20 protein-coding genes and 4 pseudogenes are annotated in these 26,219 nt (G+C 67.7%); 14 read left to right on the plus strand and 10 right to left on the minus strand.

What is annotated here, in order from left to right; genetic code table 11:
* Positions 1-1,083: 1,083 nt before the first annotated feature.
* Positions 1,084-3,060 carry a galactose oxidase-like domain-containing protein gene (locus AC5L36_RS44760; protein WP_441225118.1) on the plus strand — a complete coding sequence of 659 codons (1,977 nt, stop codon included), beginning with the start codon at positions 1,084-1,086 and terminating at the stop codon, positions 3,058-3,060.
* 656 nt (positions 3,061-3,716) lie between these two features.
* Here AC5L36_RS44760 and AC5L36_RS44765 read toward each other — a convergent pair.
* Positions 3,717-4,973 (minus strand): ROK family transcriptional regulator, encoded by a 1,257-nt coding sequence (locus AC5L36_RS44765; protein ID WP_441225119.1) that lies wholly within the window; start codon positions 4,971-4,973, stop codon positions 3,717-3,719.
* A gap of 179 nt (positions 4,974-5,152) precedes the next feature.
* Between AC5L36_RS44765 and AC5L36_RS44770 the strand changes: the two genes are divergently transcribed.
* The 6 genes from AC5L36_RS44770 (at position 5,153) to AC5L36_RS44795 (ending at position 10,843) form a co-directional block, all read left to right on the plus strand.
* Positions 5,153-6,661: a cellulase family glycosylhydrolase gene (locus AC5L36_RS44770; RefSeq protein ID WP_441225121.1), complete on the plus strand. Its 1,509-nt coding sequence runs from the start codon at positions 5,153-5,155 to the stop codon at positions 6,659-6,661.
* 29 nt (positions 6,662-6,690) lie between these two features.
* Positions 6,691-7,725: a lytic polysaccharide monooxygenase gene (locus tag AC5L36_RS44775; RefSeq protein WP_441225123.1), complete on the plus strand. Its 1,035-nt coding sequence runs from the start codon at positions 6,691-6,693 to the stop codon at positions 7,723-7,725.
* 147 nt (positions 7,726-7,872) lie between these two features.
* The gene (locus AC5L36_RS44780) at positions 7,873-8,475 is read left to right on the plus strand and encodes a hypothetical protein (protein ID WP_441225125.1); all 603 of its coding nucleotides are present in this window, start codon (positions 7,873-7,875) and stop codon (positions 8,473-8,475) included.
* A gap of 101 nt (positions 8,476-8,576) precedes the next feature.
* Positions 8,577-8,918, plus strand: a complete 342-nt coding sequence (locus AC5L36_RS44785; protein ID WP_441225127.1) for a hypothetical protein — start codon at positions 8,577-8,579, stop codon at positions 8,916-8,918.
* Between the two features lie 4 nt (positions 8,919-8,922).
* Positions 8,923-9,495, plus strand: a complete 573-nt coding sequence (locus tag AC5L36_RS44790; protein ID WP_441225151.1) for a tetratricopeptide repeat protein — start codon at positions 8,923-8,925, stop codon at positions 9,493-9,495.
* 109 nt (positions 9,496-9,604) lie between these two features.
* A complete protein-coding gene (locus tag AC5L36_RS44795) occupies positions 9,605-10,843 on the plus strand; it encodes a cytochrome P450 (protein WP_441225129.1) in 1,239 nt (412 codons plus the stop codon).
* Between the two features lie 454 nt (positions 10,844-11,297).
* On the opposite strand, the gene AC5L36_RS44800 is transcribed toward AC5L36_RS44795, so the two are convergent.
* Entirely contained in the window at positions 11,298-11,909 is a 612-nt protein-coding gene (locus AC5L36_RS44800) for an NAD(P)-dependent oxidoreductase (protein ID WP_441225131.1), read from the minus strand.
* Between the two features lie 62 nt (positions 11,910-11,971).
* On the opposite strand from AC5L36_RS44800, the gene AC5L36_RS44805 reads away from it, so the two are divergent.
* Positions 11,972-12,343, plus strand: coding sequence for a winged helix-turn-helix transcriptional regulator (locus AC5L36_RS44805; protein WP_441225133.1), 372 nt, complete (start codon positions 11,972-11,974; stop codon positions 12,341-12,343).
* A 191-nt stretch (positions 12,344-12,534) separates the two neighbouring features.
* On the opposite strand, the pseudogene AC5L36_RS44810 reads toward AC5L36_RS44805, so the two are convergent.
* The 5 genes and pseudogenes from AC5L36_RS44810 to AC5L36_RS44830 form a co-directional block, all read right to left on the minus strand.
* Positions 12,535-12,666 (minus strand): annotated as a pseudogene (locus tag AC5L36_RS44810) (DUF2625 family protein); the annotation flags it as partial.
* Between the two features lie 68 nt (positions 12,667-12,734).
* Complete coding sequence (locus tag AC5L36_RS44815; protein WP_441225134.1) at positions 12,735-12,869, minus strand: hypothetical protein; 135 nt, start codon at positions 12,867-12,869, stop codon at positions 12,735-12,737.
* Between the two features lie 251 nt (positions 12,870-13,120).
* The gene (locus AC5L36_RS44820; RefSeq protein ID WP_441225136.1) at positions 13,121-13,249 is read right to left on the minus strand and encodes a hypothetical protein; all 129 of its coding nucleotides are present in this window, start codon (positions 13,247-13,249) and stop codon (positions 13,121-13,123) included.
* Between the two features lie 11 nt (positions 13,250-13,260).
* Entirely contained in the window at positions 13,261-14,244 is a 984-nt protein-coding gene (locus tag AC5L36_RS44825; RefSeq protein WP_441225138.1) for a hypothetical protein, read from the minus strand.
* A 107-nt stretch (positions 14,245-14,351) separates the two neighbouring features.
* Positions 14,352-14,657 (minus strand): hypothetical protein, encoded by a 306-nt coding sequence (locus AC5L36_RS44830; RefSeq protein WP_441225139.1) that lies wholly within the window; start codon positions 14,655-14,657, stop codon positions 14,352-14,354.
* A 195-nt stretch (positions 14,658-14,852) separates the two neighbouring features.
* Between AC5L36_RS44830 and AC5L36_RS44835 the strand changes: the two are divergent.
* Positions 14,853-15,591 (plus strand): annotated as a pseudogene (locus AC5L36_RS44835) (helix-turn-helix domain-containing protein).
* A gap of 33 nt (positions 15,592-15,624) precedes the next feature.
* On the opposite strand, the gene AC5L36_RS44840 reads toward AC5L36_RS44835, so the two are convergent.
* The 3 genes from AC5L36_RS44840 to AC5L36_RS44850 all read right to left on the minus strand — a co-directional run bounded on the left by AC5L36_RS44840 (position 15,625) and on the right by AC5L36_RS44850 (position 18,575).
* On the minus strand, positions 15,625-16,341 hold the full coding sequence (locus AC5L36_RS44840) for a hypothetical protein (protein WP_441225140.1): 717 nt from the start codon (positions 16,339-16,341) through the stop codon (positions 15,625-15,627).
* Between the two features lie 426 nt (positions 16,342-16,767).
* Positions 16,768-18,192 carry a lysyl oxidase family protein gene (locus AC5L36_RS44845; protein WP_441225142.1) on the minus strand — a complete coding sequence of 475 codons (1,425 nt, stop codon included), beginning with the start codon at positions 18,190-18,192 and terminating at the stop codon, positions 16,768-16,770.
* Positions 18,193-18,203: 11 nt separating this feature from the next.
* Positions 18,204-18,575, minus strand: coding sequence for a hypothetical protein (locus tag AC5L36_RS44850; protein WP_441225144.1), 372 nt, complete (start codon positions 18,573-18,575; stop codon positions 18,204-18,206).
* Positions 18,576-18,778: 203 nt separating this feature from the next.
* On the opposite strand from AC5L36_RS44850, the gene AC5L36_RS44855 reads away from it, so the two are divergent.
* The 5 genes and pseudogenes from AC5L36_RS44855 to AC5L36_RS44875 all read left to right on the plus strand — a co-directional run.
* Entirely contained in the window at positions 18,779-19,039 is a 261-nt protein-coding gene (locus AC5L36_RS44855) for a helix-turn-helix transcriptional regulator (protein ID WP_441225146.1), read from the plus strand.
* 3 nt (positions 19,040-19,042) lie between these two features.
* Positions 19,043-20,120: pseudogene (locus AC5L36_RS44860) on the plus strand (tyrosine-type recombinase/integrase).
* 1,445 nt (positions 20,121-21,565) lie between these two features.
* Positions 21,566-24,385 (plus strand): AfsR/SARP family transcriptional regulator, encoded by a 2,820-nt coding sequence (locus AC5L36_RS44865; RefSeq protein ID WP_441225149.1) that lies wholly within the window; start codon positions 21,566-21,568, stop codon positions 24,383-24,385.
* Between the two features lie 377 nt (positions 24,386-24,762).
* Positions 24,763-25,446 (plus strand): hypothetical protein, encoded by a 684-nt coding sequence (locus tag AC5L36_RS44870; RefSeq protein WP_441225150.1) that lies wholly within the window; start codon positions 24,763-24,765, stop codon positions 25,444-25,446.
* A gap of 314 nt (positions 25,447-25,760) precedes the next feature.
* Positions 25,761-26,132: pseudogene (locus AC5L36_RS44875) on the plus strand (site-specific integrase); the annotation flags it as partial.
* Positions 26,133-26,219 lie beyond the last annotated feature (87 nt).

Genomic DNA, 26,219 nt, shown 5'->3' on the forward strand with positions numbered 1-26,219 from the left:
CATCCGCCGGGCGGCGTCCACGTGCCGGCGGTAGACCAGCTCGTAGGCGGCGGTGTCACCGGCCCGAACGGCCGCGACCAGCTCCGCGTCGCTGATCTCGTCTGTCATCAGCCCTGCCACGATCTCGGGGAAACCACCGGTCGGGAACCGGTTGGGAGAGGCACCATCACCCAGACTGCCGAATGCAGAACAGTGTGCGCTCTCATCCGAGCTGGCCCACGACCACCGGTCAGTTGGTGACCTAAACAGGCGGTCGGTCAGCACCGTACTAGCAAGGTCGGCAAAGGTCAGACAACGGTCAAATTTGCGACCATAGCGGCAGCGCACGGAGACACTTGGGCTATTGCGGATGCCCCGACGATGCGCACCGTCGCCCGCCTCACGCCACATGCCTGGGCCGTCGACGGCTACGCCGAGCTGGTGCGGCATGGCGGCGGCATGGTCGACGTACTCCCATAAACCGGGGTGCTGCTCGTGACGGCGACCGCGCTGCTCGCGCCGGCGCCCTGGCGGCTCCGCCGAGTGATCACCGCGTAAGAGCTCGTGTCGTCGCGGCGACGCCGACCGCACGCTCGTTTCGCCTCATTGGCACCACCGGACGACTTTGTTCCCCCGGCGCCAGCCGTTCGGTCAGCACCTCTCGCCAAATGGCGACGCGGATCAGCCACAGCGTGCCACCACGAGACATTGAACAATAATTTAGGGAAGGGTTATGGTTCTTCTATCGGCGACATGAGAAAGGCAGCATTGGAAGCGATTTCACAGTGGCCCCAATCTGAGCATGGGCAACAGATCGTTCTTCGAGCCGCGAGGGTGAGTGGCGCGACACGCACGGGCGTCGCCCTTCTTTGGTATGCGGTAGTGAAACGGGCACAGATCAAGATGTTGCCAGCCCGATAAGGCTCGAAATGTGGTCCGCGCGCCGCCGATAACAGCCGATGCCTGATTTCGGCGGAAGGGCTCATGATGTGTACGCGTCGCGATCTCATTGCTCCCGGATTACTGACCGCATTATTCCTTTCCGGCACTTCTCCTGTCGATTCGGCCACCGCTGCTGGCCGTGCTGGGCGGGCGGACGCCGGGATGCATGTCCACGAGCATGACGACCACCGCGAGCACATTGCGGAGGACCTGGTGGGGACACCGATGCGGGTCATCGAGAAGCGGACCGCCGAAAATGCGGCGCGAATCCAGCGCGAGACCGGCCTGCGCCCCGGCACGGCGCGCAACAGGGCGTCCGCGGTCGCCGACCCAGGACAGTCGGGATCGTGGAGCCCGGTCTTCGGCACGCCCGTCGTGCCGGTGTTCGAGGCGGTGCTGCCGAACGGCAAGGTACTGAGCTGGGATTCGGTCGGCGACAACGCGGCCGAGGAGTACCCGGATCACAGCTTCACGCGTGCGATGGTCTGGAACCCCGCCGACAACACGTACAAGCGGGTCGACCTGCAGGGTTCCAACATCTTCTGTGCGGGTTTCGCGCATCTCGGAAACGGCAACATCCTGATCGCCGGCGGAAATGCCGACGCGAATCTCGCTGGCACGGTCCGGACCTACATCTTCCACTGGCAGACCGAGACGTGGACCCGCGGCAACGACATGGCCGCCGCACGCTGGTATCCCTCGGTGGCGGAAATGGCAAACGGCGAGGAGGTGATAGTCGGCGGCGGCCCCACGACAGCCGAGGTGTACCAGACGAACGGGGCCATCCGTGCGGTCTCCGGCTTCACGAAATACAGCGCGCGGATCTATCCCTTCATGGGCTCGCGTCCGGACACCCAACTCGGACTCTTCGGCCCGTCCACCACCGCGTACACGATCAACACCTCGGGAAACGGCGTCATCACGGCAAGCGGCACCCGCGACAGCATCAACCGGGACTACGGAAGCTTCTCCACGTACGACATCGGCAAGTCCATCGTGGTCGGCGGCGGCAAGATCACCGAGGGTGGTGTCGCGAACGTCCCCACCCGAACCGCCGTCGTCGTGAACAGCGGCGCCGGCCTGATCCCGTCCGTCACATCGACCGGATCCTTGTCGACCGGGCGACGGCAACTCAACGCGACCCTGCTCGCCGACGGTTCGGTGCTGGCCACCGGCGGCATGACCCGTGCGGCGGGCTCCGCCGTCGTCGACTTGAACAACGCCGCGACGGCCGCGGAACGCTGGGATCCCGTGACAGGTGGATGGACGGTGCTCGCGAGCGCGAGCCGCATACGGCAATATCATTCGACGGCCGTGCTGTTGCCGGACGGGCGAGTCATGACGGGCGGCGGCGGAGTCTGCGGTGTCTGCACGGATGTCGGGTATCTCGAGAAGAACGTCGAATACTTCACCCCGCCCTACCTCTACAAGAAGGACGGCAGCGGTCAGCTAGCGTCGCGGCCGGTCATCTCCGCGGCACCAGCCAGCGTCGGCGTCAATTCCAGCTTCACGATCTCCTCCCCGCAGGCGGCGAGCATCAGGAAGGTCGCGCTGGTCGGACTGGGCGACGTGACCCACGGCGTGGACCAAGGCCAGCGCTATGTTCCATTGAAGTTCTCGGCTTCCGGTACGACGCTGGCGGTCACCGGCCCGCCGAACGGCGGCGTGGCGCCTCCCGGCTACTACATGCTCTTCATCGTCGACGCCACCGGCGTCCCGTCCGTCGCGAAGATGGTCCAGGTGGCTAAAGGCCCGAACCCGGTGATGAGCCCGGTCAGGAATAACACCGGCCGGTGCATTGACGTGCCATCCTCCGCGACGGCCATCCGCACATATCTACAGGCATACAACTGTAACAACACCAAGGCGCAGGCGCTGACACGGCTGCCCAATGACAATTCGATACGAGTTCTCGGCAACTGCCTCGACGTGCCGTCAAGAACTTTCGTGACGGGTCAGAGGATCTGGACCTATACGTGCAACAACACGGTCGCACAGACATGGCAGTTCGGTTCGGACGGGACGATCCGGCCGACCGGAAGTACCGCATTGTGTCTCGCTGCGGCGTCATCGGCCAACAACGCCACGATCACCATCGCGACCTGCAACGGCAATGCGCTCCAGAAATGGACGTGGTAGCGCGGTCGGAATTCAAGTAGACCTCTAACACTCCAACATCACTTGTCTGTCGCGGGTGTGCCTGCGCTGGTAGTGGGCTTTTCGGGCGCGGGCTTGGACTTTGCGTCGCCGTCGGGACCAGTGCATGGCGTGGGCGGGGTCGCGGGTTTCTCGCCTGGTGAGGGGCACGACTCATTGCCCTGATGCGGTACGGCACCTGTGGCATGGCTGCCCGTCCAGGACGAAACCCTGCGCCGGGCCGGGGAGGGAGCGCTCCGAGCGGTCGGCGTGATCACTGAGCCATTTTCATCGTGGGTTGGGCCGTTGGGGTCCTGGAGCGCTATTCAGAACGGCTTATCCCACGCGCGGTAGATCTCCAGCCCGGTGACGGTGCGTAGGACGTCGGGGAAGGTCGCTGAGGCGTCCGCGCCAACCGGTGTCGAGGATCTTCCCGTTGGCCAGGTGCGCGATGCAGCGTTCGACGGCGGCTCGGACTGTGTGGATCGCGGTGTTGCAGGCGCATTGGACGTCGGTCGGTTCCTGGCCGCGGGTTTGCGGGTGCCGGTGATCGCGGCAGTGCCCAGATAGCCCTATCCTGGTTTCTCTACCGGGGGCGGGTCGTCGAGCGCGGACCGGTCCGGGAGGTCTTCCTCGACCCGCGCCACCCTGAGGCAGGGTCAGGGCGCCTCGCCCGTGGCGGCGGGCACCGGCCGCGTCCCGTCCTCCGGGCGGGAATGTGCGAGGGTCAGCTCGCTTTGCAGGACGAGGACTGCTCCGCCGATCGCTGCCGCGTCCGATCCGTTGACTGACGGCACTACCCGCACCGGGTGTGCCCGCTTGGTGAACGTGCGGCGGTCCACTTCCTGTTGGATCACCGTCTGGTAGATCGAGCCCGCTACCGCGAAGCTCGGCCCGGCCAGCACGATCGTGTCCACGTCGAACAGGCTGGCCATGGTGACGGCGGCACAGCCGATATAGCGCGCCGACTGCTCGACGAGGCTCCGCGCGGCGGGGTCGCCGGCGTTCGCGGCGGCCGCGATCCGCGCGAATTCGGTGAGGAAGTCGGCCGAGGCGGGGTCGAGCGCCAGCCGCTGGGCGAGCCCCGGTGTGGCCATCGCCTGCCGGACCAGCGCCGTCGGGCCGGCGTAGTTTTCCAGGCAGCCGACGTTGCCGCACGAGCACTGGTCGCCGTGGACGTCGATCGAGATGTGGCCGATCTCCACGCTGTTGGAGGAGCTGCCCCGGTACACCTCGCCGGCGACCACGACACCGCCGCCGATCCCGGTGGCCATGTAGATGCAGCCATAGGTGGAGCGCGGGTCCACCGCTCCCATCCAGTACTCGCCGATCGCCGCCGCCGCGGCGTCGTTGTCGAGCAGGACGGGCAGCCCCAGGCTCTCGGCCAGCCGCCCCGCGACCGGATGGCGCAGCCACTGATCGGTGGGCTGGGGTGTCAACAGCACACCCGCGCGCCGGTCCTGCGGGCCGTAGCTGACCAGGCCGACCCCCAACACCTTGTCGCGGTCGACGGCCGCCGTGGCCAGCAGCGCGTCCACCTGCGCCGCCACCAGGGGCAGCGCCTGCTCCGGCGGCATCGACGCGACGCCCTGGAACGAGGTGCGGGCCACCGGACGGCCGGCCAGGTCGACGACCACGATCACGCACGTGTTGCGCTCGAGCTGGACTCCGACGCTGTAGCGGGCCAGCGGGTTGAGCTGGACCAGCGTGCGTGGCTTGCCGCCGGTCGGCGCGCCCCGGCCGGCCTCGACGACCAGGCCGTCGCCCATGAGCTCGCGCACGACCTCGGAGATCGTGGCGCCGGTCAGACCCGTCGCCGCCGCGAGCTCCACCCGGCTGATCGTGCGCGCCCTGATCAAATCCAGGACCAGCCCCCGCGTCTTCGAGCGGCTAGCCCAGATCGGGCTGGTCGGCACGGTTGTCCTCCTCCGTCCGGCGCTTTGCCAGGCTACTTCACTTACCTGTCGAGCGCTTACCGTTCGGCGTCCACCGACGGGGGGAAGGTCGAGCTCGTAGAGCATTGACTTTCGTAGATGGTCTAATAAAGGATGTCGGGAGCGCTCCCATCGATCCCTCACGATGACGAGGAGATCACATGAAGCATCGTCATGCATTGCTGGCCGCTGGCGCAGCGGGCGTGCTGGTACTGGGCGGCATGGCCACGGCTACCCTTCCCGCAGCAGCGGCCGCATCCGGATGCTCCGTCACGTACACCGTGCAGAGCCAGTGGACAAGCGGGTTCACCGCCAACGTCGCTATCACCAACCTCGGTGACGCGATGTCGAGCTGGACTCTCACGTTCGACTTCCCGAACGCCAGCCAACGCGTCACCCAAGGCTGGAATGCGACCTGGACGCAGTCCGGTGCCCGCGTCTCCGCGGCCAGCATGCGCTGGAACGGGTCGCTGGGCACCGGAGCGTCGACGTCGATCGGGTTCGGCGGCGCGTGGAGTGGCGCGAACCCGGTGCCGGCGTCGTTCTCGCTCAACGGCACCGTGTGTACCGGTTCGGTAAGCACACCGACCGCCAGCCCGACCAGTGCCAGCCCGTCACCGACAGCCACCACCACACCTGCGCCCACCGGCCCCGCCCCCAAGTTGCGCGTCTCCGGCAACAAGATCGTGACCGCGGGCGGGACACCGTACCGGCTGCTGGGCGTCAACCGCTCCAGCGGTGAGTATGCCTGCGTGCAGGGCAAGGGCCAGTGGGACGGCGGCCCAGTCGACCAGGCGTCGGTCGATGCGATGAAGACGTGGAACATCCACGCCGTCCGGATCCCGCTCAACGAGGAGTGCTGGCTCGGCCTCAACGGCTCGCCCAGCGGCGCCACCTACCAGCAGGGTGTCAAGAACTACGTCAACCTGCTGGTCGCCAACGGCGTCAACGTCATCCTCGACCTGCACTGGACCTGGGGTGCCCACACCACCAGCCCGGACTGGCACTGCAAGGACGCGGCCGCCGTCTGCCAGAAGCCGATGCCGGACGCGCAGTACGCCCCGCAGTTCTGGACCGGCGTCGCCAACGCGTTCAAGGGCAACGACGCGGTCGTGTTCGACCTGTTCAACGAGCCGTACCCGGACCACTCCGCTGCATGGAACAAGACGTTGGGCTGGCAGTGCCTGCGCGACGGCGGCACCTGCACCGGCATCCCCTACGAGGTGGCCGGCATGCAAGACATGGTCGACGCGGTACGGGCAACCGGCGCCACCAACATCCTCATGGTCGGCGGCCTGGAGTGGGCCAACGACATGCGGCAGTGGTTGCAGTACAAGCCGAACGACCCGCTGAACAACATCGCCGCCTCGTGGCACGCGTACAGCAACAACGCCTGCGCCACCGTGTCCTGCTGGGACACCCAGATCGCCCCGTTGGCGCAGCAGGTGCCGATCGTGCTCGGCGAGTTCGGTGCGGACTGCGGCTTCGACTACATGCGGACCCTGGTGAACTGGGCCGACGCTCATGGCGTCAGCTACCTGGCCTGGACCTGGAACCCCTGGGGTTGCAGCAGCGGACACGTGCTCATCCTCGACTGGAGCGGGACTCCGGAGCCGGGCATCGGCGAGGGCTACAAGGCACACCTGCTCACCCAGAATCCGTACTCCTGACACCCGGCTGCCCTTACATGGAGAAGAAGATGACACACCAGGCGTTCCCACGCCGGGCCTGGATCCGGCGTATCCTCTTCGCGGTGGCGGCCGGGCTGCTGACCAGCACCGTGCTAGCCGCCCCGGCCTCGGCACACGGCGCCGTCAGCGACCCGATCGCCCGGCACTACGGCTGCTACCAGCGTTGGCCCAACGGACCGTCGGCGCAAACGGCCACCGAAGACCCGATGTGCTACCAGGCATGGCAGGCTAACCCCGGCGCCATGTGGAACTGGAACGGGCTGCATCGCGACGGAGTCGGCGGCAACCACCAAAGCGCCGTACCCGACGGGCAACTGTGCAGCGGCGGCATGACCGCCAACGGCCGATACGCCGCCTTCGACGAACCCGGCCAATGGAAAACCGTCGACCGCCCCAACCGGTTCACCCTGAACCTGTACGACCAGTCCTCGCACGGCGCCGACTACATCCACGTCTACGTCACCAAACAAGGCTTCGACCCCACCACCCAACGGCCGAGGTGGAGCGACCTGGAACTGGCCGGCCAGGTCACCAACGTCCCGACCGGCACGACGACCCCCGTCGAGGTGAACGCACCCGGACGCACCGGACACCACATCGTCTACACCGTGTGGCAAGCAAGCCACCTCGACCAGTCCTACTACTTCTGTAGCGACGTCAACTTCACCGGCGGCGGCCCCGGCCCCACACCCACCGTCAGCCCGACCACCCAGCCCACCCCGACCACCTCCCCGACCGGCAACCCGAACGCCGGCTGCTCGGCCACCTACCGGGTCATCTCCCAATGGTCCGGCGGCTTCCAGGCCGAGGTACGCGTCACCGCCACGTCCACGGCGATCACCGCCTGGACAGTGAACTGGGCGCTCACCGCCGGCGAACGGGTCAGCTCGGCGTGGGGGGCCACCGTCACCACGACCGGGACCACGGTCAGCGCCCGCAACGCCGCCTACAACGGCTCACTCGGCGCCGGTACCAGCACCACCTTCGGCTTCATCGCCTCCGGTACCAGCAGCACACCAGCCCTCACCTGCACCACACCCTGACCCGACCACACCACCAACCGTGCCGGTCCGCCCGCCAACCAACGCCGGCGGACCGGCACGCATATCTCTACGCCGCCGCCAAGGTTCAACTCCCCGACGTCGCGCTGGCCGCCTACGACGACGTGCGAGCCGCAGCTGCCGGTATGGGTGGAACGCAATGTCGCGGCCGGCCTGCGGGCGTGGATGACCGGCGCCCGAGTGCGTGGCGGCTTCCTGCTCATCCTCGGGGACTCATCGGTCGGCAAGACGCGTCTGGCGTACGAGTTGGCGCGCGAGGTGATACCCGACTTCACGGTGCTGCATCCCGATACCGCGCAGACCCTCATGGACATGGCGGCGGCCGGCTCGACACCGCCGCGGCTACTCGTGTGGCTCGATGAGTTCCAGCGATACCTACAGGGCCCCTTCCTACGTGGGCCAACGGCGCTAACGCAGGCAGATGTTCAGCGACTGTTGGACGCCAGTACTCCCGTAGTGATCGTCGGTACCGCGTGGCCGGATGTCGTCCTGCCGCTCGCTGCGGCGACGCAGCTGACAACCGACGGCGTGCCCGTGCCCAGGTACCCGGAGGCAAAAGCCCTGTTGACCTTCACCGCAATACACCGAGTCACCTTGTCCACGATGGACAATCAGGAGCGCCGTCGAGCGGCCGAGTTGGCAGCACGCGACCCAAGATTGGCAGCCGCCCCGGTCAGAGCCTTGATCAACGCCGCCGTGGACGCGTCACGGCTAGGCGTCACACACCGCTGACCGAAGGTCTTCTTCGCGCCGCGACGCGGGCGTACCTGCCTGGTCCCGCAGCCAACGATGACTGGTTTCCCGAAGCGCTGGCCACGGCCACCCAGGCCCGAATGGAGGAAAGCGCGACGGCCGTGCTGCTGCCCGTCAGCGATCCAGACAACCGCGTCACCGTCGGCTATGTTGTGGCCGACTACCTGCCCCAGCATAGCCAGCGGACACGGGTCAGCGTCACTCCGCCGGAGTTGTTCTGGCGGACGGCAGCCGCAGAGATCAGCGACCCGGACGACCTCGCCGATCTCGCCGAAAGCGCCCAACGCCGTTCGCTGCCGGTGCACGCCGAGCGGCTCGAGCGTGCCGCACTGGCTGCCGGCCGCGGCACCGCACGAAGTGAACTTGCTGAGCTGCTAACACCGGCAGGGCCGGCACGAGGAAGCCGAGCAGGCCTGGCGTGATGCCATCGACGCAGGCGAACCGGCCTGGAGTGGCCTCGCCCACCTGCTTCACGCACGTAGCCGCCTAGACGAAGCCGAGCAAGCGTGGCGGGCGGCCGCTACAGCCGGTGAGAGCCACGCGTACATGATGCTTGCCCAGCTTCTGCAAGAACGCGGTCGCCTAGACGAAGCCGAACTCGCCTGGCGCGACGCCGTCGCTACCGGCGACTCACACGCGCGCGGCTCACTAAGTGGCCTGCTTGAAGATCAAGGCAAACTCGACGAGGCCGAACTCGTCCTACGCGACGGGATCGATGCTGGACAGCAGATCCGAGTCGATCTCGCCAAGCTGCTACACCGACAGAATCGGCACGACGAAGCCGAGATGGCGTGGCGAGCAGCAGTATCCGCACACGAACACCACGCCCGGCTCAGCTTCGCCAACTACCTGGACGAGACAGGGCGCAGCGCAGAAGCCGAGGGCATCCTGCGAGACGGCATCGTCTATAGGGAGAGCACCACACCAGCCCGGCACTTGGCATCCCGCGAACAGGACCTGGTGCATCCGAAGTACCCGGACGGGCATCTGCACCTCTGACACCAGCCACGGCGTTCCTCTCTCTCGAACGGCGCCGAATCTCCAACAGGATCGACGGTCGGTGACCCATCCATTGCCGTATGTGTGGCACGGATGAGATCGTGTAACCATGAGCGCTCCCGGCCGGCACACCGCCGCCGGCTTGCACCACCCGTTCTATTTGGACGCCGAGGGCGTCAATCGGCCTCCGGGCCCCGAAAAGCACCCCTACTATGCGCGGTTCGCCGCCTCCGGGTCCGGGGTGGTGCCGGTCGTCCGTCAGGTCGCCGGCGAGATGCTCCCGGCGTTGCTGATCTGTCGCTACGCGGACGTGCGGGAGGTGCTACGGCGCCAGGACGTGTTCTCCCGGGCGGCTGCCGCACACGCAGACCAGGTCGACGTGGCGGGAACGATGCTCGGGATGGACGGACCACAGCACGCGAAGGTGCGCGGCACGGTCAAGGACACCTTCACGAAGCCGGTGGTGGCCGAGCTGAGCACCATGATCCAAGCCGTGGCTGAGTCGCAACTGGCCAAGCTGGTCTCCCGCGGCCACCCGGCCGATCTGGTCCAGGACTTCACCATCCCGTTCTCCCTGGACGTCATCTGCGACATGCTGGGCCTGCCACGGGAGGACAGGTCGCAGTTCCGGCGGTGGGGTGACATGTTCCTCGGTGCCGGCGATCTCAGCCGCGACGAGGCCGCCCAGTCGGCCGTCGAGATGGGCGGCTACCTGTGGGGTCAGCTCGAACGGCGGCGAGTCTGTCCCAGCGGCGACCTGATGACGCAGATCGCAACGGCCGCCGCCGACCAGCCTATGGACGTCCAGATCAAGCTGCCGATCGCCTTGGTCGTGGGCGGTTGGGAGACCAGCGCAAGCTCGATCGCCACCTTCGTCCACGTGCTCCAAACGCGCCCCTACGAACGCGGCCGGACTGGTTGGGCGTACCTGCTCGACCACCCGGAGAAGGTAAATGGCGCCGTCGGCGAGCTGGAACGGCTGTACTCCACCTCCAACGGCGACGAGATGCCACGGCGCGTCATGACGAATGTCCAGCTGCCCAGCGGCTACCGGCTGTCCGAAGGGGACATCGTCATCCCCTCGCACGACGCCGCCAATCGCGATCCTGAGGTATTTCCCGACCCGGAGCGGATGGACTTCGACCGCGATCCCAACCCTCACCTGTCCTTCGGGTACGGCCCGCACTACTGCATCGGTGCCCACCTGGGCGCCTTAGAGGTTCGCACCGCGATCGGGCTGCTGCTGCGCGACCTTCCAGGGCTGCGCCTCGCGGCGCCCCCCGACGAGGTGCCGTGGAAAGCCGGGCACGCGATCCTCGGCCCGACGCGGCTGCCGGTGACCTGGTAGCCACGCGGCCTGCGAGCCTTCCTGGCGCACGCCTCCGGGTACACGCTGGCGGCGGCCCAGGCGCACAGCCAGCTTGCCGCCGCCGGCGCGTGGCGGACACCCAACCGCGAGCCGGCCAGCGCTCGCGTACGCCCGAACCTGCTCACCGTGGAAAACGCCTACCAGCGTTTGAACAGGCCGCACCTGGCAACCGCCCGCTGGCGACAGGCCCAGACCCAGTCACCGCGATCGTTCTCGACGTAGTCCGCTGACCCGAGTCGGCGAGCCTTTCCCGTTCTTCGGTCAAGCTAGAGCAGAGAACAACAGCGATCTTCGGTCGTTCCCGCCGCGACCTGACGCCGACGATCAACGCAGCTGAGTCACTTTTCGTAGCGAGCACATCGCGGCAGATCAGGATGGTCGCGCTCCTCGCGGCGGCACAGTCGTGGCCTGGAACCGCGCGCCGCTGCACCTTCTATGCCTCGTTGAATACAGCCGCACGGGCGCGGTGCAGGGTCGGTTTATCGATCTCGTCGAGGACGGCGACGGCCAGATCCGCATATGACAAGGTGCCTGTCTCGGCGGTCTCGCCACCGAGCCGATAGCGGCCCAGGCGTGGGCTGTTCATCAGCAGCATCGCCGGTGGGGTGAGCATCACCCAGTCGGTGTGGGACTCCCGCAGCCGTGCCAGACCGGCGGCGTGCGCTTCGCCGAACGCCCGGAACTGCTCCGGCAGCGGATCGGCGCCCTCCATATTGCTGAACAGGCCGATCGCCACGATCCTGGGCACGCCGGAGCGGACCAGTGCATCTGCCGCACGGGCGAAGAACTCCGGATCGAGGTCGAGCTGCGCCAGTTCCTCAGGGCCGGAGGCGGGGCTGACGGCGTTGACCGCGGCGTCATGACGGCGGACGATCGCGGCGACCTGCTGCGCGTCGGTGACATCGCCGCGCACGGCGGCCGGCAGGTCGGGGTGGCGGGCGAGGTTGCGGACGACCGGGGTCACGGCGTGACCGCGGCCGAGAGCCTCGGCGGTGATGGCGCGGCCTGCCCGGCCACCTGCGCCGAAGACGACGATGTTGGTCATGTCCAGCAGGCTAGGGCCCCCGCTTCCGGTTACCGCAACGAAACCGGCGGTACGCTGCGCTCATGACGGCGAGCCTCAGCCCGGACATGTTCGACGTCGCGTGCCCGTCGACCGCGATGCCGTTCCAGATCGGCGACAAGTGGACAGCGATGGTGGTGCTGTGCCTGGAGCACGGACCGCGCCGGTTCAGCGAACTGCGGGTCCCGCTGCGGACGATCAGCCCGAAAGTGTTGTCCGAGACGTTGCGCGCGATGGAACGCGACGGGCTGGTGATCCGGCATGCCTACGACGAGAACCCGCCCCGGGTGGAGTATTCGCTGACGCCGCTGGGCCGCAGCCTGCTAACCCTCGTCGACGCTGCCCGCGCCTGGTGTGCCGAGCACATGGACGATCTGCTCGCCGCCCGCGCCGCGTTCACCGCCGGCCTCAACTGAGCCCCAAATGGCGGCGCTCGCCAGCCATTAACGTCGCCGAGGTCGAACGCACTCGTCTCGGCCACCAAAATCGGTGAGCCTGATCAACGAGCCGTCAGCCGCAGATCAATGAAGTGCCGCTAGAGTCCGGCATCCAGGCGAACTGGCCACCCACAACGTCTTGTGCCACGAGAATGCCGCCCGTGACGTTGTCATTGATTGATCTCGCTGATACCGGCCAGGCGATGTTCGTCGTCACCTGATCCAAGGACACGCAGCCACCCATGATCGAGTACCAGGCCGCCGCTGCGGTGTACCACCGCCCCAACCACGACCGCGTCGCCACACTGGCACCCTACATACCGAGCCGCACAACTCCCTGCGCGCTCATCGGCAAAGTTGGGAGCTCGGGTTACGTTCCGGTGGCCATGAACGCAGCGAGGACGTAGTTGGGGTGGCGGTCGAGGTTCTTACGCGCCCGGTCGTAACGCATGGTGGTACGCGGGTCGGCGTGCCGAGCAGCGATCTGCACATCGCGCAAGCTCATGTCTCGTCCGGTTAAGCCTTGCGGATGGGCAAGTCGCTGACCTGCGCCACGAAAATTAGGTCCGGACGCTTGGCCGCCGAGTTGCCCGGACCTACTTTGCGGATTCGACGGCCGAGGTTTTGGTCCAGCCGTCGCCGGACTCCGCGCGCAGCCGCACCGACGCGCCTGCCAACCCCCCGGCCACGTGCTCCCTCGGTCACCTGGGCGGATGCGAACGCGGACCAGCTGTCGTTCGTCTGATCATGCAGGACTCATCGTCTGCGCCTGGTCGCGAGGTCCGTCACGCTGGTGCCGGCAACTACCAGAACGGTGATCACCAGCAGAGGAACGGCCACTTTGGTACCGACGTCAGTGACCAATGAGATCAGGAAGAACAGCACTGCGGCGATCGTCAAGCCCACCCGAGCAACCGGTGATACATCCCGTTCCCGTCTTCCGGCAGACCTTGGACCACGGCCTGCCGGGGTGTGCCGCCGGGAGCGGTCGAGGAGATGAACCAAGGTCCGCCCTCCGTCCCGAAGGCGGCTTCGGTCTTGTCCGGCGAGACCACCGTGCTGGTGACGGGCTGCGGTGAGTTCGCGATCTCGGTGACCCGGATGGTCGCCGCGGCCTGGTCTCTGACGACCCTGATCAGTGCCGGCCCGGCGGGTTTGCTCCTCGCGCCAAACAGGAGCGTGTCGCCGTCGGGCGGCGCGACGAGCTGGTACTCGTTCCCGGAGCCCATGCTCAGCGAGGCTTCGACGACGGCGCCGGACTTGTCCGCCACGGAGTACATCCACGACTTGCCGTCCGGGGCGATGGTAGTGAGCACGGACTCCTTGACGAGGTTGCCTCGAGCGTCCCACATCAGGCCCCACGTGTGGTTCAAAGCGGCGTCCTCCTGGACCGGGGCGCTGTCCGCCACGAGGTAGTCGACCGAATAGACCGGAGCGGAGGTGCCAGTGGTAATCCACAGCTTCGACCCGCTGCGGCCGAACCGGAACGAATCAATCACGCCCGCCCCCGGCGGCGGCGTGATCCTGCGGGTGGGGACATACCGTTTCTCAGCTTCGGCGAGGGTGTAGAGCTGGATGTCGTTCCCGGCGCGCGCGGCAGCGTACCGCCAATCAGGCGAGAAGACCTCGTTCGCCTCCCACGGGCCGTACCGGGTCACCAACGGTTCTTCCGTGGCGGGAAACGGAAGTGTAGTGGTGATCGTGCCGGTTCCGGGGTCGACGAACTCCAGCCGGTTGCCGTTCGTGTCGGAACTCAGCACGGCCACGCCCTGCATTCGCGGCGGCTCGGGTACCACAGTGATGTCCGGGTCGGGCGCCGGTTCGCCGCCGCATGCCGACACCAGGGCCGCGGAGATCGCGACGAACAGCCATTTCTTCACCGGTTCCCACCAATCCGCTCCGAGTCGCAACCGGGTCACCACGTCGTCGACGTCGTGCCCGGCGGCGCGGAGTCGCTCCCATAGCGCAAGTTCGCGCTCGGCCAGCTCTACCCGACCCGCTGCTCATCGGCCTCGTCGACGAACGAGAGCTCGAACTCCGCTAGGGCGCAGGAGCCCGCACCACCGGACACAACATCAAATCGAGTCACCCGCCCATTGTGCAAGCTGAAGGTGTCGGCGCGGTCGTGCAGGTCGCGGCGGGCGTGGGCGATGTTGGCTCTGCCGGCCAGGCGGTAGGTTTTGATTGTCAGGTTGCGGAAGCTGGCCAGGGCCCATGGTGCTGCGCCGGTGCGCAGTTGGGAGACATCTTCGTCGAACGTCACGTCGCGGGTCCAATGCAGACGGTTCTCCACGCACCAGTGCTCGCGGACGTAGTGGTTGAGCTGGACGGGGCCGGCCAGTTCGGGTGGGCATGCTGACGATGCCGTAGTGCGGTGACCACAAACGTTTACCGGGTTGCTGACACGCCGGGCGTGGCCGGTCGGTTCTGGGGAGGTCGCCGGCAGGCTCGATAGCGGTCACATCGCTGTCGAGCGTGAGGTGGGTGGATGGCTGAGCCGGTACGAGCGCGGCGGCTTACTGAGGAGGAAGGCCGCCGGTTGCAGCAGATCGTGCGGCGGGGCAAGCACGGGACCATTCGGGTCCGCCGCGCCATGATGATCATGGCGTCGGCGTCCGGTACGCCGGTATCGGCGATCGCCCGCCTGGTGACGGCGCACGAGGACACCGTGCGGGACGTGATCCACGCATTCAACGAGGTCGGGCTGCGTGCGCTGGACCCTAACTGGGCGGGAGGCCGTCCCCGCCGGATCAGCACAGACGACGAGAAGTTCATCGTCGCGACGGCCACCGGACGGCCCACCAGGGTGGGCCGCCCGTTCACCCGCTGGAGCATCCGCAAGCTGGCCGACTACCTGGCCACCAACCCCGACCGGCCGGTCGCGGTCGGTCGGGAACGGCTACGCCAGCTGCTGCGCGACAACAGCGTGTCGTTCCAGCGCACCCGGACCTGGAAAGAATCGGCGACCACAGTTTGGCCGCGTTCAAGTCGATCCGCGCCACCCGTCCGGACGGTGCCCCGATCTACATCATCTGCGACAACCTGTCCGCCAACACCACCCCAGCGATCCGGGCCTGGTGCACGCGAAACAAATGCAGGCCTACCTTCGCTGGCGCAACGCCAACGCACGACATCCCGACGTCCTGGCCGCCCAACGACGCGAACGCGCCCGCATCCGCAGCGAACGCCAACAACGCTGGGGCCGACCCCGCTCCAAAGCCGCCTGACCTCAAACCCGGTAAACGTTCGTCGTCACCGCACTAGGGCTGATCGAAGGTGACCGCGCCGCTGCCGTCGAGCAGGACGTCGTACCTGACCCAGCGCTGCGTCCCGACGAAGTCCTCCAGGTACTGGCAGCGGTGCCCTGTTCTCCCGAGGTCCGCCAACTGGGCGTCGGGGATAGCGTCGCAGCTCAGCCGGGGGTCGATGCCGTCGGGGTTGACCTTTTCGCGCACCACCATGTACAAGTCCCAGAACGCGCCGTAGACCGCCTTGGCGCGCAGCACGCTCTTGCCTTCCAGCGTGACGCGGTACCTGACGAGCCGGTCGGTCGGCGCGACGCCCGCGTCGATGGTGACGATCCACGGGATGGTGACCCGGGCGTACGTGGCGGTGCATCGCGTCTTCGCGCCGGCGCTCAGGGCGACGCGCCCGCCCGCGCATTTCACCGCGATGCCACCCTTGACCCGGCCGAGAATCAATGTCTCCTGCCGGATCTTCTCGATCACCTGAGCCAGGACGGTGGCGTCCGCGCCGGCTGGCGGTACGGCGTCGAAGACCTCGTCGATGCTCAGGTAGTCCGGCGGCGGCTTGATGATCTTCACCGCGAGGTCGTCGCCCTCCACGGCTGGGGTCGCGCTCGCCTCGACGCTCGGCCCGCCGGAAGCGGGTGGGAGCCCTGGCGGGCCGCCGTCGCAGCCGGCGGCGCCGAGCAGCGCCGAGACGACGAGGAGCGAGCCGATCGACCTCACACTCACAGTTGTCAATTATGCCCGGAGCGGATGGCGCTCAGGCGGGGCGCCAGTCGGATACCTCGCCGGTCGCCGGGCCGGACGTGACCTGGATGTTGCCGGTACCGTCGGGACTGATCGTGTAGATGTGGCCCCCACGCCTCGTCCTCAGTAAGCCGCCGCGCTCGTACCGGCTCAGCCATCCACCCACCTCACGCTCGACAGCGATGTGACCGCTATCGAGCCTGCCGACGACCTCCCCAGAACCGACCGACCATGCCCGGAGACGTCGGGCCTGGGTCTGCTGCGCCCGCTCAGCCGCCAGCGCCAGCCGCCGTCTCGCCCCGACGCCGCCAAGGGGACGGATGCCATCCCGCCGAAGCACACCGTCCTGCGGGCATCACTGCACAAGCGGACCGCTAGCAACCGGTAATCCGATCAACGGTCCCTCGGCTACCCGTCGACGCGGCCGTGGGGCGGGACCTGCACCGTCCGGTCCCCCGGCGCGCCACCGACGATGATTTCGCGGTATGCGGTGTTGTTCGCGGTGGTCTTCTCGTGGAGGGTGTTGTCGGGGTTGGCGGTGATCTCGATGTAGTAGGTGCCGTTGGGCAGGTCGGTGATATCGAAGCTCTGACCCGGCAGGTCCTGGTGGTAGGTGTCGCCGTTGCCGACGTGGAGCGCCTGCCGCACCGCGATCGAGGACGCGTCGCCGCACGAGGTGTGCAGGTCGGTGTTGTCCGGCTGCCGGTTGGCGTACGGCAGGGTGTAGTCGATCGGGTCGGTGTTCGCCAGGCAGAAGGCCTCCTTGCCGCTGCGCACCACGACCTTCCTGTCCGCGTCGAGCAGCCGGTACCTGGCAAAGTCGGTGAAGTGCCAGTGGTGGTGGCCGTCGCGGGCGTCCCACCGCATGGTGCCGACCGGCGCGTAGCCGACCTGCCTCCCGGCGGTGTCGTAGAAGTACTGGTACGCGTCCATCACATCCTCGCCGGGCCGGCGGAAGCCGTCGACGACGAGCGGAGACGTGCCGGCGACCCACACGGTCGCCGCGAAGGAGAGGTAGTCACCCTCCTCGCCGTAGGACGGGTGGATCGCGAAGGCTGGCAGCGGCCGCAGGTCCGGTCTCGGTCCTTTGGGGACAGTCGACGCGGCGTTCGGCCGTGACAGGACGACGGAGCCCGGCTTCGCCGTGGCGGCGGCGGTTTCGACGGTCCGCACCGTCACCCGGACCGTCGCCGAGGACTGGTCGGGCGGAAACCCGAACATGTCGCGGTACGGCTGGTTGACCGAGACCACCGCCGTGTAGGCGCCGTCGTCGAGGAAGAGCGGGCTGGGCCGCTGTCGCGCGGTACTGACTCCCCAGCCGGCCTGGATCCCCCACACCGCACCTAGGGCGAAGGGCACAGACGAGCAGCGATTGGCGTAGGGCGACGCGGCCGGAGCGTCGGGACGGGTCCGCACCGCGTCGCCGGGACAGAAGGTCTCGTCCCGATCGGCCACCGTGTGTCCCGCCGCGTCCGTCACCGACATGTGGAAGAACGCGGGGAAGCCGGCAAGGTCGGTCAGCAGGCCGGGCGGCAGCGCTACCCTCCGTTGCCTACCTCCAACGTGGACGAGCTGCGTGGCGATGATCGGCTCGGCGTAGGAGGCCCGCGTCGCCCGCACCTCGAACGGAGCGCTTCCAGCCACCACGTGGGTGCCCGGGTCGAGCCGGACCAACTCGCCCGGCAGCCGCTCCACGGTCACCGCCCCGGTGGTGACCAGCCGCAACGGCGGGGTAGCGGTCGTGGCGCCCGCCGCCGGCTCGGGGACGAGCACCACGACCGCCGCCACGACCACGAGCGAGGCGATCCGACGATGCGCCTTTCCAGCCGTCACAGCGAGGAGGGTCAGCCACATTGGAACAGGCCGTGCTTTTCGCCTAGCTCCACGCGGAATTCGTGAGCGATGCCAGATACACACGTGTAACTGATGTCGCCGCGGCCACGCGCGACGGTAACCCACTTGAAGTTTGGCCTGGTGCCGCCGCCGACATCGACGTATTTCTCCATCAGCACCTGGAGGGGAATCGTCCTCCACCTCGGCGGCTCGAAACAAACTGCCCAATGGGAGGCGGTCAGCACGCCGTTGTTGAATTGGAGGTCGAGCTCGATGTCACATCCGCTGGCCTGCGCCGCACGCCCGGAAACGAATAACGAGCCAGCCAATATGACGCCGATCGCCGTGATCGTCACGCCGACCCGACGCAAGTATCCGACCAAGGTACCCTCCCTGTTCGCCCACGATTTCCATGAACATCCACGACTGTGATCGAGGCGTCAAGCAATGTGGACACCCGTCCGGGAGATCGCGCGATGCCGCAGCGAAACCCTTCGGAAACTCGCAGCCTAAACCGAGGCGCGAGAAGACGCCGATACCGTTGGGGACCGGCCGCTCGGCGCCGCCGGACGGGCGATTGCGTACCGTGACGGCGGGTTCGCCGACCTTGCGCGACCAATGTGGACGATCCTCCGCCGTCCAGGTTGACCGCGCCGACAAGACGTGGCAGCCCGATCCCTTGCTGACCATCGACCAGGTTGCCCACTGGCTGGGCAAGCCAAAGAACACGCTCTACGCCTGGCACAGCCGAGGCAAGGGACCGCGCTATCCGCGTCGGCAACACCTTGCGCACCGGCGCAGCGAAGTCGAACGCTGGCTCGACGAACACACCGACCAGCGCAGGTGATCTGTGGCCCGGCCTGAACTGCCCATCGGCACTTGGGGCAAAATCCGCACCGAAAGGCTCGGCGCTAACCGGTTCGGCGACTACGACGGCAAGACCCGCGACGTCGAGGCCACCGGGCCTACCGGCCCGGCCGCCGTGCGGGCACTGATCGTCAAGCTCCGCGACCGGACGCCGCCGAACGACGACGAGATCACCCGCGAGACCCGCACCAACTCGCTCGCCGAACTGTGGATCGACGAGATCACCGAAGAGGACCGCCTCGCACTGCAGACCATCCACAAGTACCAGACCAGCCTGAGACAGGCGTCGCGCCCGCCCTGGGCACCCTTCGGGTCCGGGAAGCTACCGTCGGCCGCCTCGACAAGGTCCGCGGCATCGCTAAGAACCATCCGTCCGCGGCCAAGGGCGCCAAGGTCGTGCTCAGCCAGATGTTCGCCCTAGCCGTGCGCCACGGCGCGCTCACGACCAACCCGGTACGCGACACCGGTCGACTACACACCCCGCCGCAAACCCGTCGCTCTCACCGACGAGCACCTGCAGGCTGTCGCGCGGCGATCCGCGACTGGCAGCAACCCGTCCCCGGCAAGCCCGGACCACAGCACACCGGCGACCTGGCCGACATCGTCGACCTCATGCTCACCACCGGTGCCCGCTTCGGCGAGATCCTGGGCCATGCGCTGGGGAGACTTGAACCTCACCGCTGAGCGTCCCACCCTGACGATCTGCGGCACCTGGGTGTACGTCAAGGGCAAGGGACTCTTCCGGCAGGAGTGGACCAAGAGCGGTGCTGGCTACCCGCCGCGACACCTGGCTCTCCCCAACAACGTCCGCCGGCAGTGGCGCCAAGCGCGCACGGAAAACCGGCCTCGAATGGGTCACCCCGCACACCTTCCGCAAGACCGTCGCCACCCTCATCGACTAGGAGGCCGACCGGAAGAGCGCCGCAGCCCAGCGCGGAAACGCCAGCGAAGAAGTGACAGACCCCCGCGGCTACCGATGGCCAGGTCCGCCAGACGCCGCTGGTAGCGGCTGTGCACCCGACTACCCCTCCCGGCGCACGAGGGACAGGTCCCGACTGTGACAGCCGGGATGACGTGGATATGTAACGCCAACTCGGTGACCTCGACGCGTTCCACTGTGACTGCGCTCAAGTGCGGTAGCAAGGTTTCCAGATCAATCACAAGCCGCGACAAGGTACACAATGGACGGTCGAGAGATCGCAGCCCGAGAGATCAACCACGCAGAGTGCGCCAGAACCCGAATCTCGCAACGAAGCCAGGAATCGCCATGCCGCGACCCTAGCCTAGGCGCTACACGATCATCCGGTCGTCCATGTTTTATCCAGGTTTTGACCAGGGCCTGGCGGCAGGCTGTGCGAGACAGTGTTTTCTACCGAAATTCGGGGGTGGTCATGACAGCGTCATGGAGACGTCGCAGGCTCTGGAGCGGCCTAAACGTCGTGTTGCTCGTGGCGGTGACGTTGGTCGCGGTCTCTGGCTCGCCGGCGAGCGCCGCCGTCCGGGTCGGCGAGCCGTGCACCAGTCGGGGGTACGGGTCGCCAAGCAGTTACCCCTCCACTCCTCCGCCGGGAGAGACGGGTCCGGCGGGCACCGCGTACATCTACTACCGGTCGACCCCGCCGACCAATTGCGCTCTGTTCTACGCCAACCCGCCCGGCACGGAGGGCGTGGCCGAGCGCATCAGGCTCTGCATCGTGCGCCAGGACACCGGCGCGGAGGAGTGCGACCCGCCTGCCCGCGGGTCGGGGCCCTACCACACGTATGCCGGCCCGGTCTTCGTCAATGCGCCCGGCGACTGTGTCCGGCTATACGGCTCGATCCTGCTAAGGGGAGATGTTCGTGGAGACAACCTCAGCACCCGCTGGGTGAGGTGCGATTAGCCGGCGGCTGATGGATTCGGCTTAACGGCGGGTGGCGGTTCGGGGCGCCGCCCGCCGGTTCGTCGACATAGCGCCAGTTATCTGTGTCCGGTACGGCCGAGCGGACACCGGATGGCGACGCCACAGCCGGGTCTGGCCAGCCAGGGGTGGCCCGTTGCGCCCGCCTGGGCGGTTCCCGGGCTTTGATGGTGGTGATCGGCGCGGCGGGCGTGCATCGTCCCGGGCTGTAGGGGGACGAGTTCGCCACTGGGCGGCGGTGGCCGGACCGTGGTCACGGACCGTGGAGGGCTGGGCTACATCGACGTGGTGATCGCAGCCATTACTGCTCCATCACACGTCCTCGGCGCCGCCCTGCATCAGCGGCAGCCGTACGAACATGTTCTGGTCCAGCCGGTACATGGGCGTTGACCGTGCCGCCGGACGGCCACCGCTCTACCGCCGTACCAGGTCATCAACAGGATGCATACTGGGATGCATCTCCTCTGTGCTCACGATGCGCCATCCGAAGACCGAACACCGGGGCCGTGTCCGGGGGGTCGGTGGCAGACTCGGGTCTGCGGCTCCGGAGGGAGCGGGGTCGGGTCGCGTTCTGGGGGACGGTGATGGATTTTCGGATTCTGGGGCCGTTGGAGATCTATGACGGTGCCGAAAGGCTGACGTTCGGTCCACCGCGTATACGTGTACTGCTCGCGGTTCTGTTGACTGCTCCCGGCCAGTTGATGAGCATGGACAAATTCATCGACGATCTGTGGCCTGAGGCGCCGCCACCCGACTCGCGCGCGCTGATCCATGGCTATATCTCGCGGCTGCGACGAGTCCTGGGCAGTGGGTCCTCCGGTCAGGCCGCAGCTCGGCGGCTCGTCACTCGCAAACCGGGCTACTTGCTCGATGTCGGTGAGCAGGAGTTGGACCTCCATCGCTATCAGCGGATCGTTGCCAGCGCCCGCACCGTCGCACCGCGGGACCGGATCGCTCTGCTGCGTCAAGCGGACCAGCTGTGGCACGGCACGCCGTTCGCCGATGTCCCACCCACCCCAGCGATCACCGCTGCGGTTACCCGGCTTGCCGAGTTGCGCTTGGCCACGCTCGAGAAGCAGTTCGACGCGATGCTGGAAGCAGACCAGGACGAGGGCCTGGTTGCTGAGCTGACCGATCTGGTCGCGAGGCATCCACTGCGCGAGCGGTTCGTCAGCCAGCTCATGCTCGCGCTGCACCGCAGTGGCCGGACCGCGGACGCGCTCACCGTCTTTCAGCAGACCGTCGAACGGCTCCGCGACGAGCTTGGCGTCGATCCCGGCCTGGCGCTACGAACCGCGCACCAGACGGTCATCGCCGAACAGGCGTCACCACCGATACCCACCCGTGTGCCCTGCCAGCTGCCGTCGAGCCTGCCGCTGCTCGTTGGTCGTGACGACACGCTCGCCGCGGGAGAGCAGGTGCTCGCGTCGGCCACGCCGTGGCTGGCGGTCACCGGACCTGGTGGAGTCGGGAAAACGACGTTCGCCCTGTGCCTCGCCGACCGGGCACGCGCCGCGTTCCCCGACGGGATCCTGGTGGCCAGACGCGGTTCCGAACCGGTCGACGAGTCCATGCTGACCAGGTTCCTCGGCGCTTTCGGCATCCCGATCAGTGGGCAGCTGCGCAAGAGCCCACGCGACAGAGGCGAGCTGTTCTGGGAACTGCTCGGCGCACGACGGGTGCTGATCGTGCTCGACGACGTGCCCGACGAGTCGTACGTGCGTCCGCTGCTCCCGGTCGCCTCCGGCTGTGGTCTCGTGGTGACCAGTCGTAGACGACTAGCCGGTCTCGAGTCGCTGCGGTCGCTGCCGCTGGACGTCCTACCCGTCGACGTCGGGATCTCCCTAATGCGAACGACGGCCGGCACACAAGACATCGACCGGCACGCCGGTGCGATCGTCGAGCTGTGCGGCGGGCTGCCGCTGGCGATCAAGATAGCTGGCGCACGGCTGCGCACCCGTCCTAACTGGACGGCCGATGACCTCGTGCACCGGCTCACCGATACCCGCAGCCGACTGGACTGGCTACAACTCGGCGATATCGGCGTCCGTACCAGCCTCGCGGAGAGCATGTCAGAGCTGACCGCCGACCAGCACCGGCTGCTGTGCAGGCTCGGCCTGCTGGACTTCGGCGAATTCGCGGGCTGGGTGACCGCGGCACTGCTTGGCCAGGACCGCTGGGGTGCGGAGCGAGTGCTCGACGACCTGGTCGAGGCACATCTGGTGGAGCCGACCGGGCACGGGGTTACCGGACCGCGTTACCGGATACACGACCTGGTCCGGCTAGTCGCCAGGGAACTCGCGGATGAGGTCGACGTCGAGGCGATCACGCGGCTGCGGCACGGGTGGCTCGCGCTCGCCGCCACGGCCGACAACCAGCTGGCGCACTGGTTCGGTCTCGATCCCGAACCCACGCCGGTCTGGCTACCGCCGCAGGACACGGTGGCAGCGGTCGCCGCCGACCCGATGCGCTGGTTCGACGAGGAACACGACGCATTGATGACCGTCGTCCACTGTGATGCCGACGCGGTGACGTGGGCGTTGGCGCAACGCATGTCGTCCCATCTTGAGCTGCGCGGCCGTTACGACGATTGGGGCAGGGTACTGCGTGCCGGCCTCGCCGCCGCCGACAACGCTCATGACCGGCAGGGACAGGCCACGATGCTGGGCCTGATGATGCAGGCCGAAGCAGCCCGCGACGAGAACGACAGCGCCCTGCGCTACGCCGCACTGGCGTTCGCCGCGTACCAGGCCGTGCAGACGCCAGCGCCGCCGCTCGCACAGGCGCCTGCGGTGTGCACCCCTGCCCTCGAAGACGCGCGGCGTCGTGGTGACGCACTTGCCGTCGGGCTGGAGGCGTGCCGGCTGGCGGAGGAAAAGCGGCTCGAGGGCGCGCAGATCGACTACCTCGCATTGTTCGAGGAGGCACGCGACGCGTTCCGGGCCGGCGACATACCCTTGCTGGAGCTGTGGATGCTCAAGAACCCGGGCCTGGTGTACCTGCGGCAACACCGGTTCACGGAAGCTGAAGGGTGCCTGCGTCGGGGGCAAGCTCTGCACCAGAACGAGGCCAACCTATTCAACTCCGGCGGCGACCTCGCCGGCGTGGCGGCCACCTGCGGCCGCGCCGACCTCGCGGAACAGCTCGCCACCGCAGCCATCGACGTCGCCAACCGCACCCACGACCCCTGGACCGCGGCACGGGCACTACACACCCTGGCAGACATCCGTGCCAGCCGAGGCGACTTCGACGCCTCAGCCCGCACCTACCAAAAGGCGCTGAACGCCTGGACCGACCTGCGGAATCCACGTCGCGTCGCCATGATCGAAGAAGCCATGGCACGGCTCGGGTGCACCAAGATCAGCATCGTCAGGCAGCCAGACTCGGTTTCACGCCCCAGTGCGACTCGGCTCATAGACCTTCGCTGAAGGGGTCGATTTCGCGACTTGCAGGCCATCCGGGCGGCCAGCACCTGGTCGGAGACGTCGGTCACCTGGGAACACCCCGGCCGAGCACCACCGGGACAGCCGCGACCGCCGCGTCGTCGACCGGCTAGGTGCCGTGGACTGTGGCCGGCCAGGTGCAGGCGATGTACGCCGGCGCCAACCACAGGTTCCTGGTGCGGGACGCGAGCGAGAAACGGCTCGGGCGCGGAGCAACGCTTCCACAGCCGGGAGGCCGCGACCAGCACACCGCCGGAGCTCGTCATCACCTTCGGGTCCGCATGACCGCCCGGCCCACGAACGGCACTTCATACACTAACGTGGATTGAAAGGCCTTCCAGCAGAGACGGTCAGGAGCTGCCGTGGGGATCCGGCGCACGGCCATAGCGACGACCTTTGCGGCCCTCATCACGGCTTGCGGCGGTCCGGACGGGGATCCGACGCCAGGTGGGTCGGCCACGGGTGCGGCGCCGGCATCCGCGACCGCCGGCGCGCCTGACCGACGTTCCGTCGACGAACTGGCGTCCACCGCCCCCATCGACCTGATCGTCGACCTCGGCCCGGACGGGTGGACCGCCCGCTACAACCGCGGAGCCGGCATCGCCGTCACACCGGAAAACTGGGCCACCGCCTACGAGATCTCAGCGCGGGACGCCGCGGCGGAGATCGCCACCGCGAAGAAAGACGGCCAGTTGGCGGCGGCCACCGAACAGTGGAGCACGCCGGACGCCTCTACCATGAGGCTGACCGTCCGCCGGTACACCTCGCTCGCCCGGATCAAGGACGCCTGGTGGACGAAGAGCATCGAGACGGGCTCCACCCCACGCGGCATCCTCGTCCCGCACGGGATGCGGGTGGCGTGCCGCAGTCGGCCGTTGACCGACGCCAACCGCCCCCGCGACAACTTCGCAGATTGCACGGTCGTCATCGGCGACACGACGGTCGTGTACCTGTCGCGAACCGGGCCCTCCACCGACGCCGCGGCAGCGGGCACGGTGGAGGCCGTCATCCGGTGGCTCCGCGCCGTCAAGGCCCCGGTGGATTAGACGCTGACCCGCCCGGTGGGCAACAAGGTTGGGCCGGGCCGCCCTGTCGACGGATAGGGATGGCGGATGGACGAGACGAAGGGCCGACCAGGTGCTGACCCAGATCGGCGTCTCATGACCGCCCGGCTGCGACCCGGGTCTTGTCGTTGACCTGCGCGGCCGTCACGGCCGCCCTGACCCTGACCGGGTGTGCCGGCCAGCGCGACGGCGGCTCGCTGGCGCAGGACGTCGCCGCGCGGCAAGCGGCCCAGCTCAATGACGGCCTCGGTCACTCCCGCCGACCGCCGTGCAGTGCGGCAACGATCTCCAAGCCCTCGGCGTGCACCGCCGCACGCATCGGCGAGGTGTCCGGCGTCCGCAAGGAAGACATCGACCGGGATACGTGGATGTGGACGGTCCGGCGCCAGACAACGCCAGGACCAGGTGGCCTGATCGACAAGGGCACGAAGGGCAAGCGTGCCCGCACCGTGGTGGCTGCGCGGCTCGACGCGCTCACCGATTCGCAAGGTCGGCTGTTCACCGGTCCCCGTGGCGGGCGGATCAGTACGGCCGTGCTGCGGGACGCGACGCATTGGGACGACGTGGTAAGGGACCTCGGGTTTGAGTGGCTGCGACGGCACGACCTGCGGCACAAAGGGCCGACCTGGTTGGCCGACGCGGGCGTACTGCCACACGTCCTACAGAAGGGCATGGAGATCCTGCCGCTAGACATCACCGACCCCGCTTCAGTGGCGGCCGCCGCCCGAGCTGCCAGCGACGTCAACTTGCTGGTC

The sequence above is a fragment of the Phytohabitans sp. LZ39 genome (assembly GCF_059359075.1).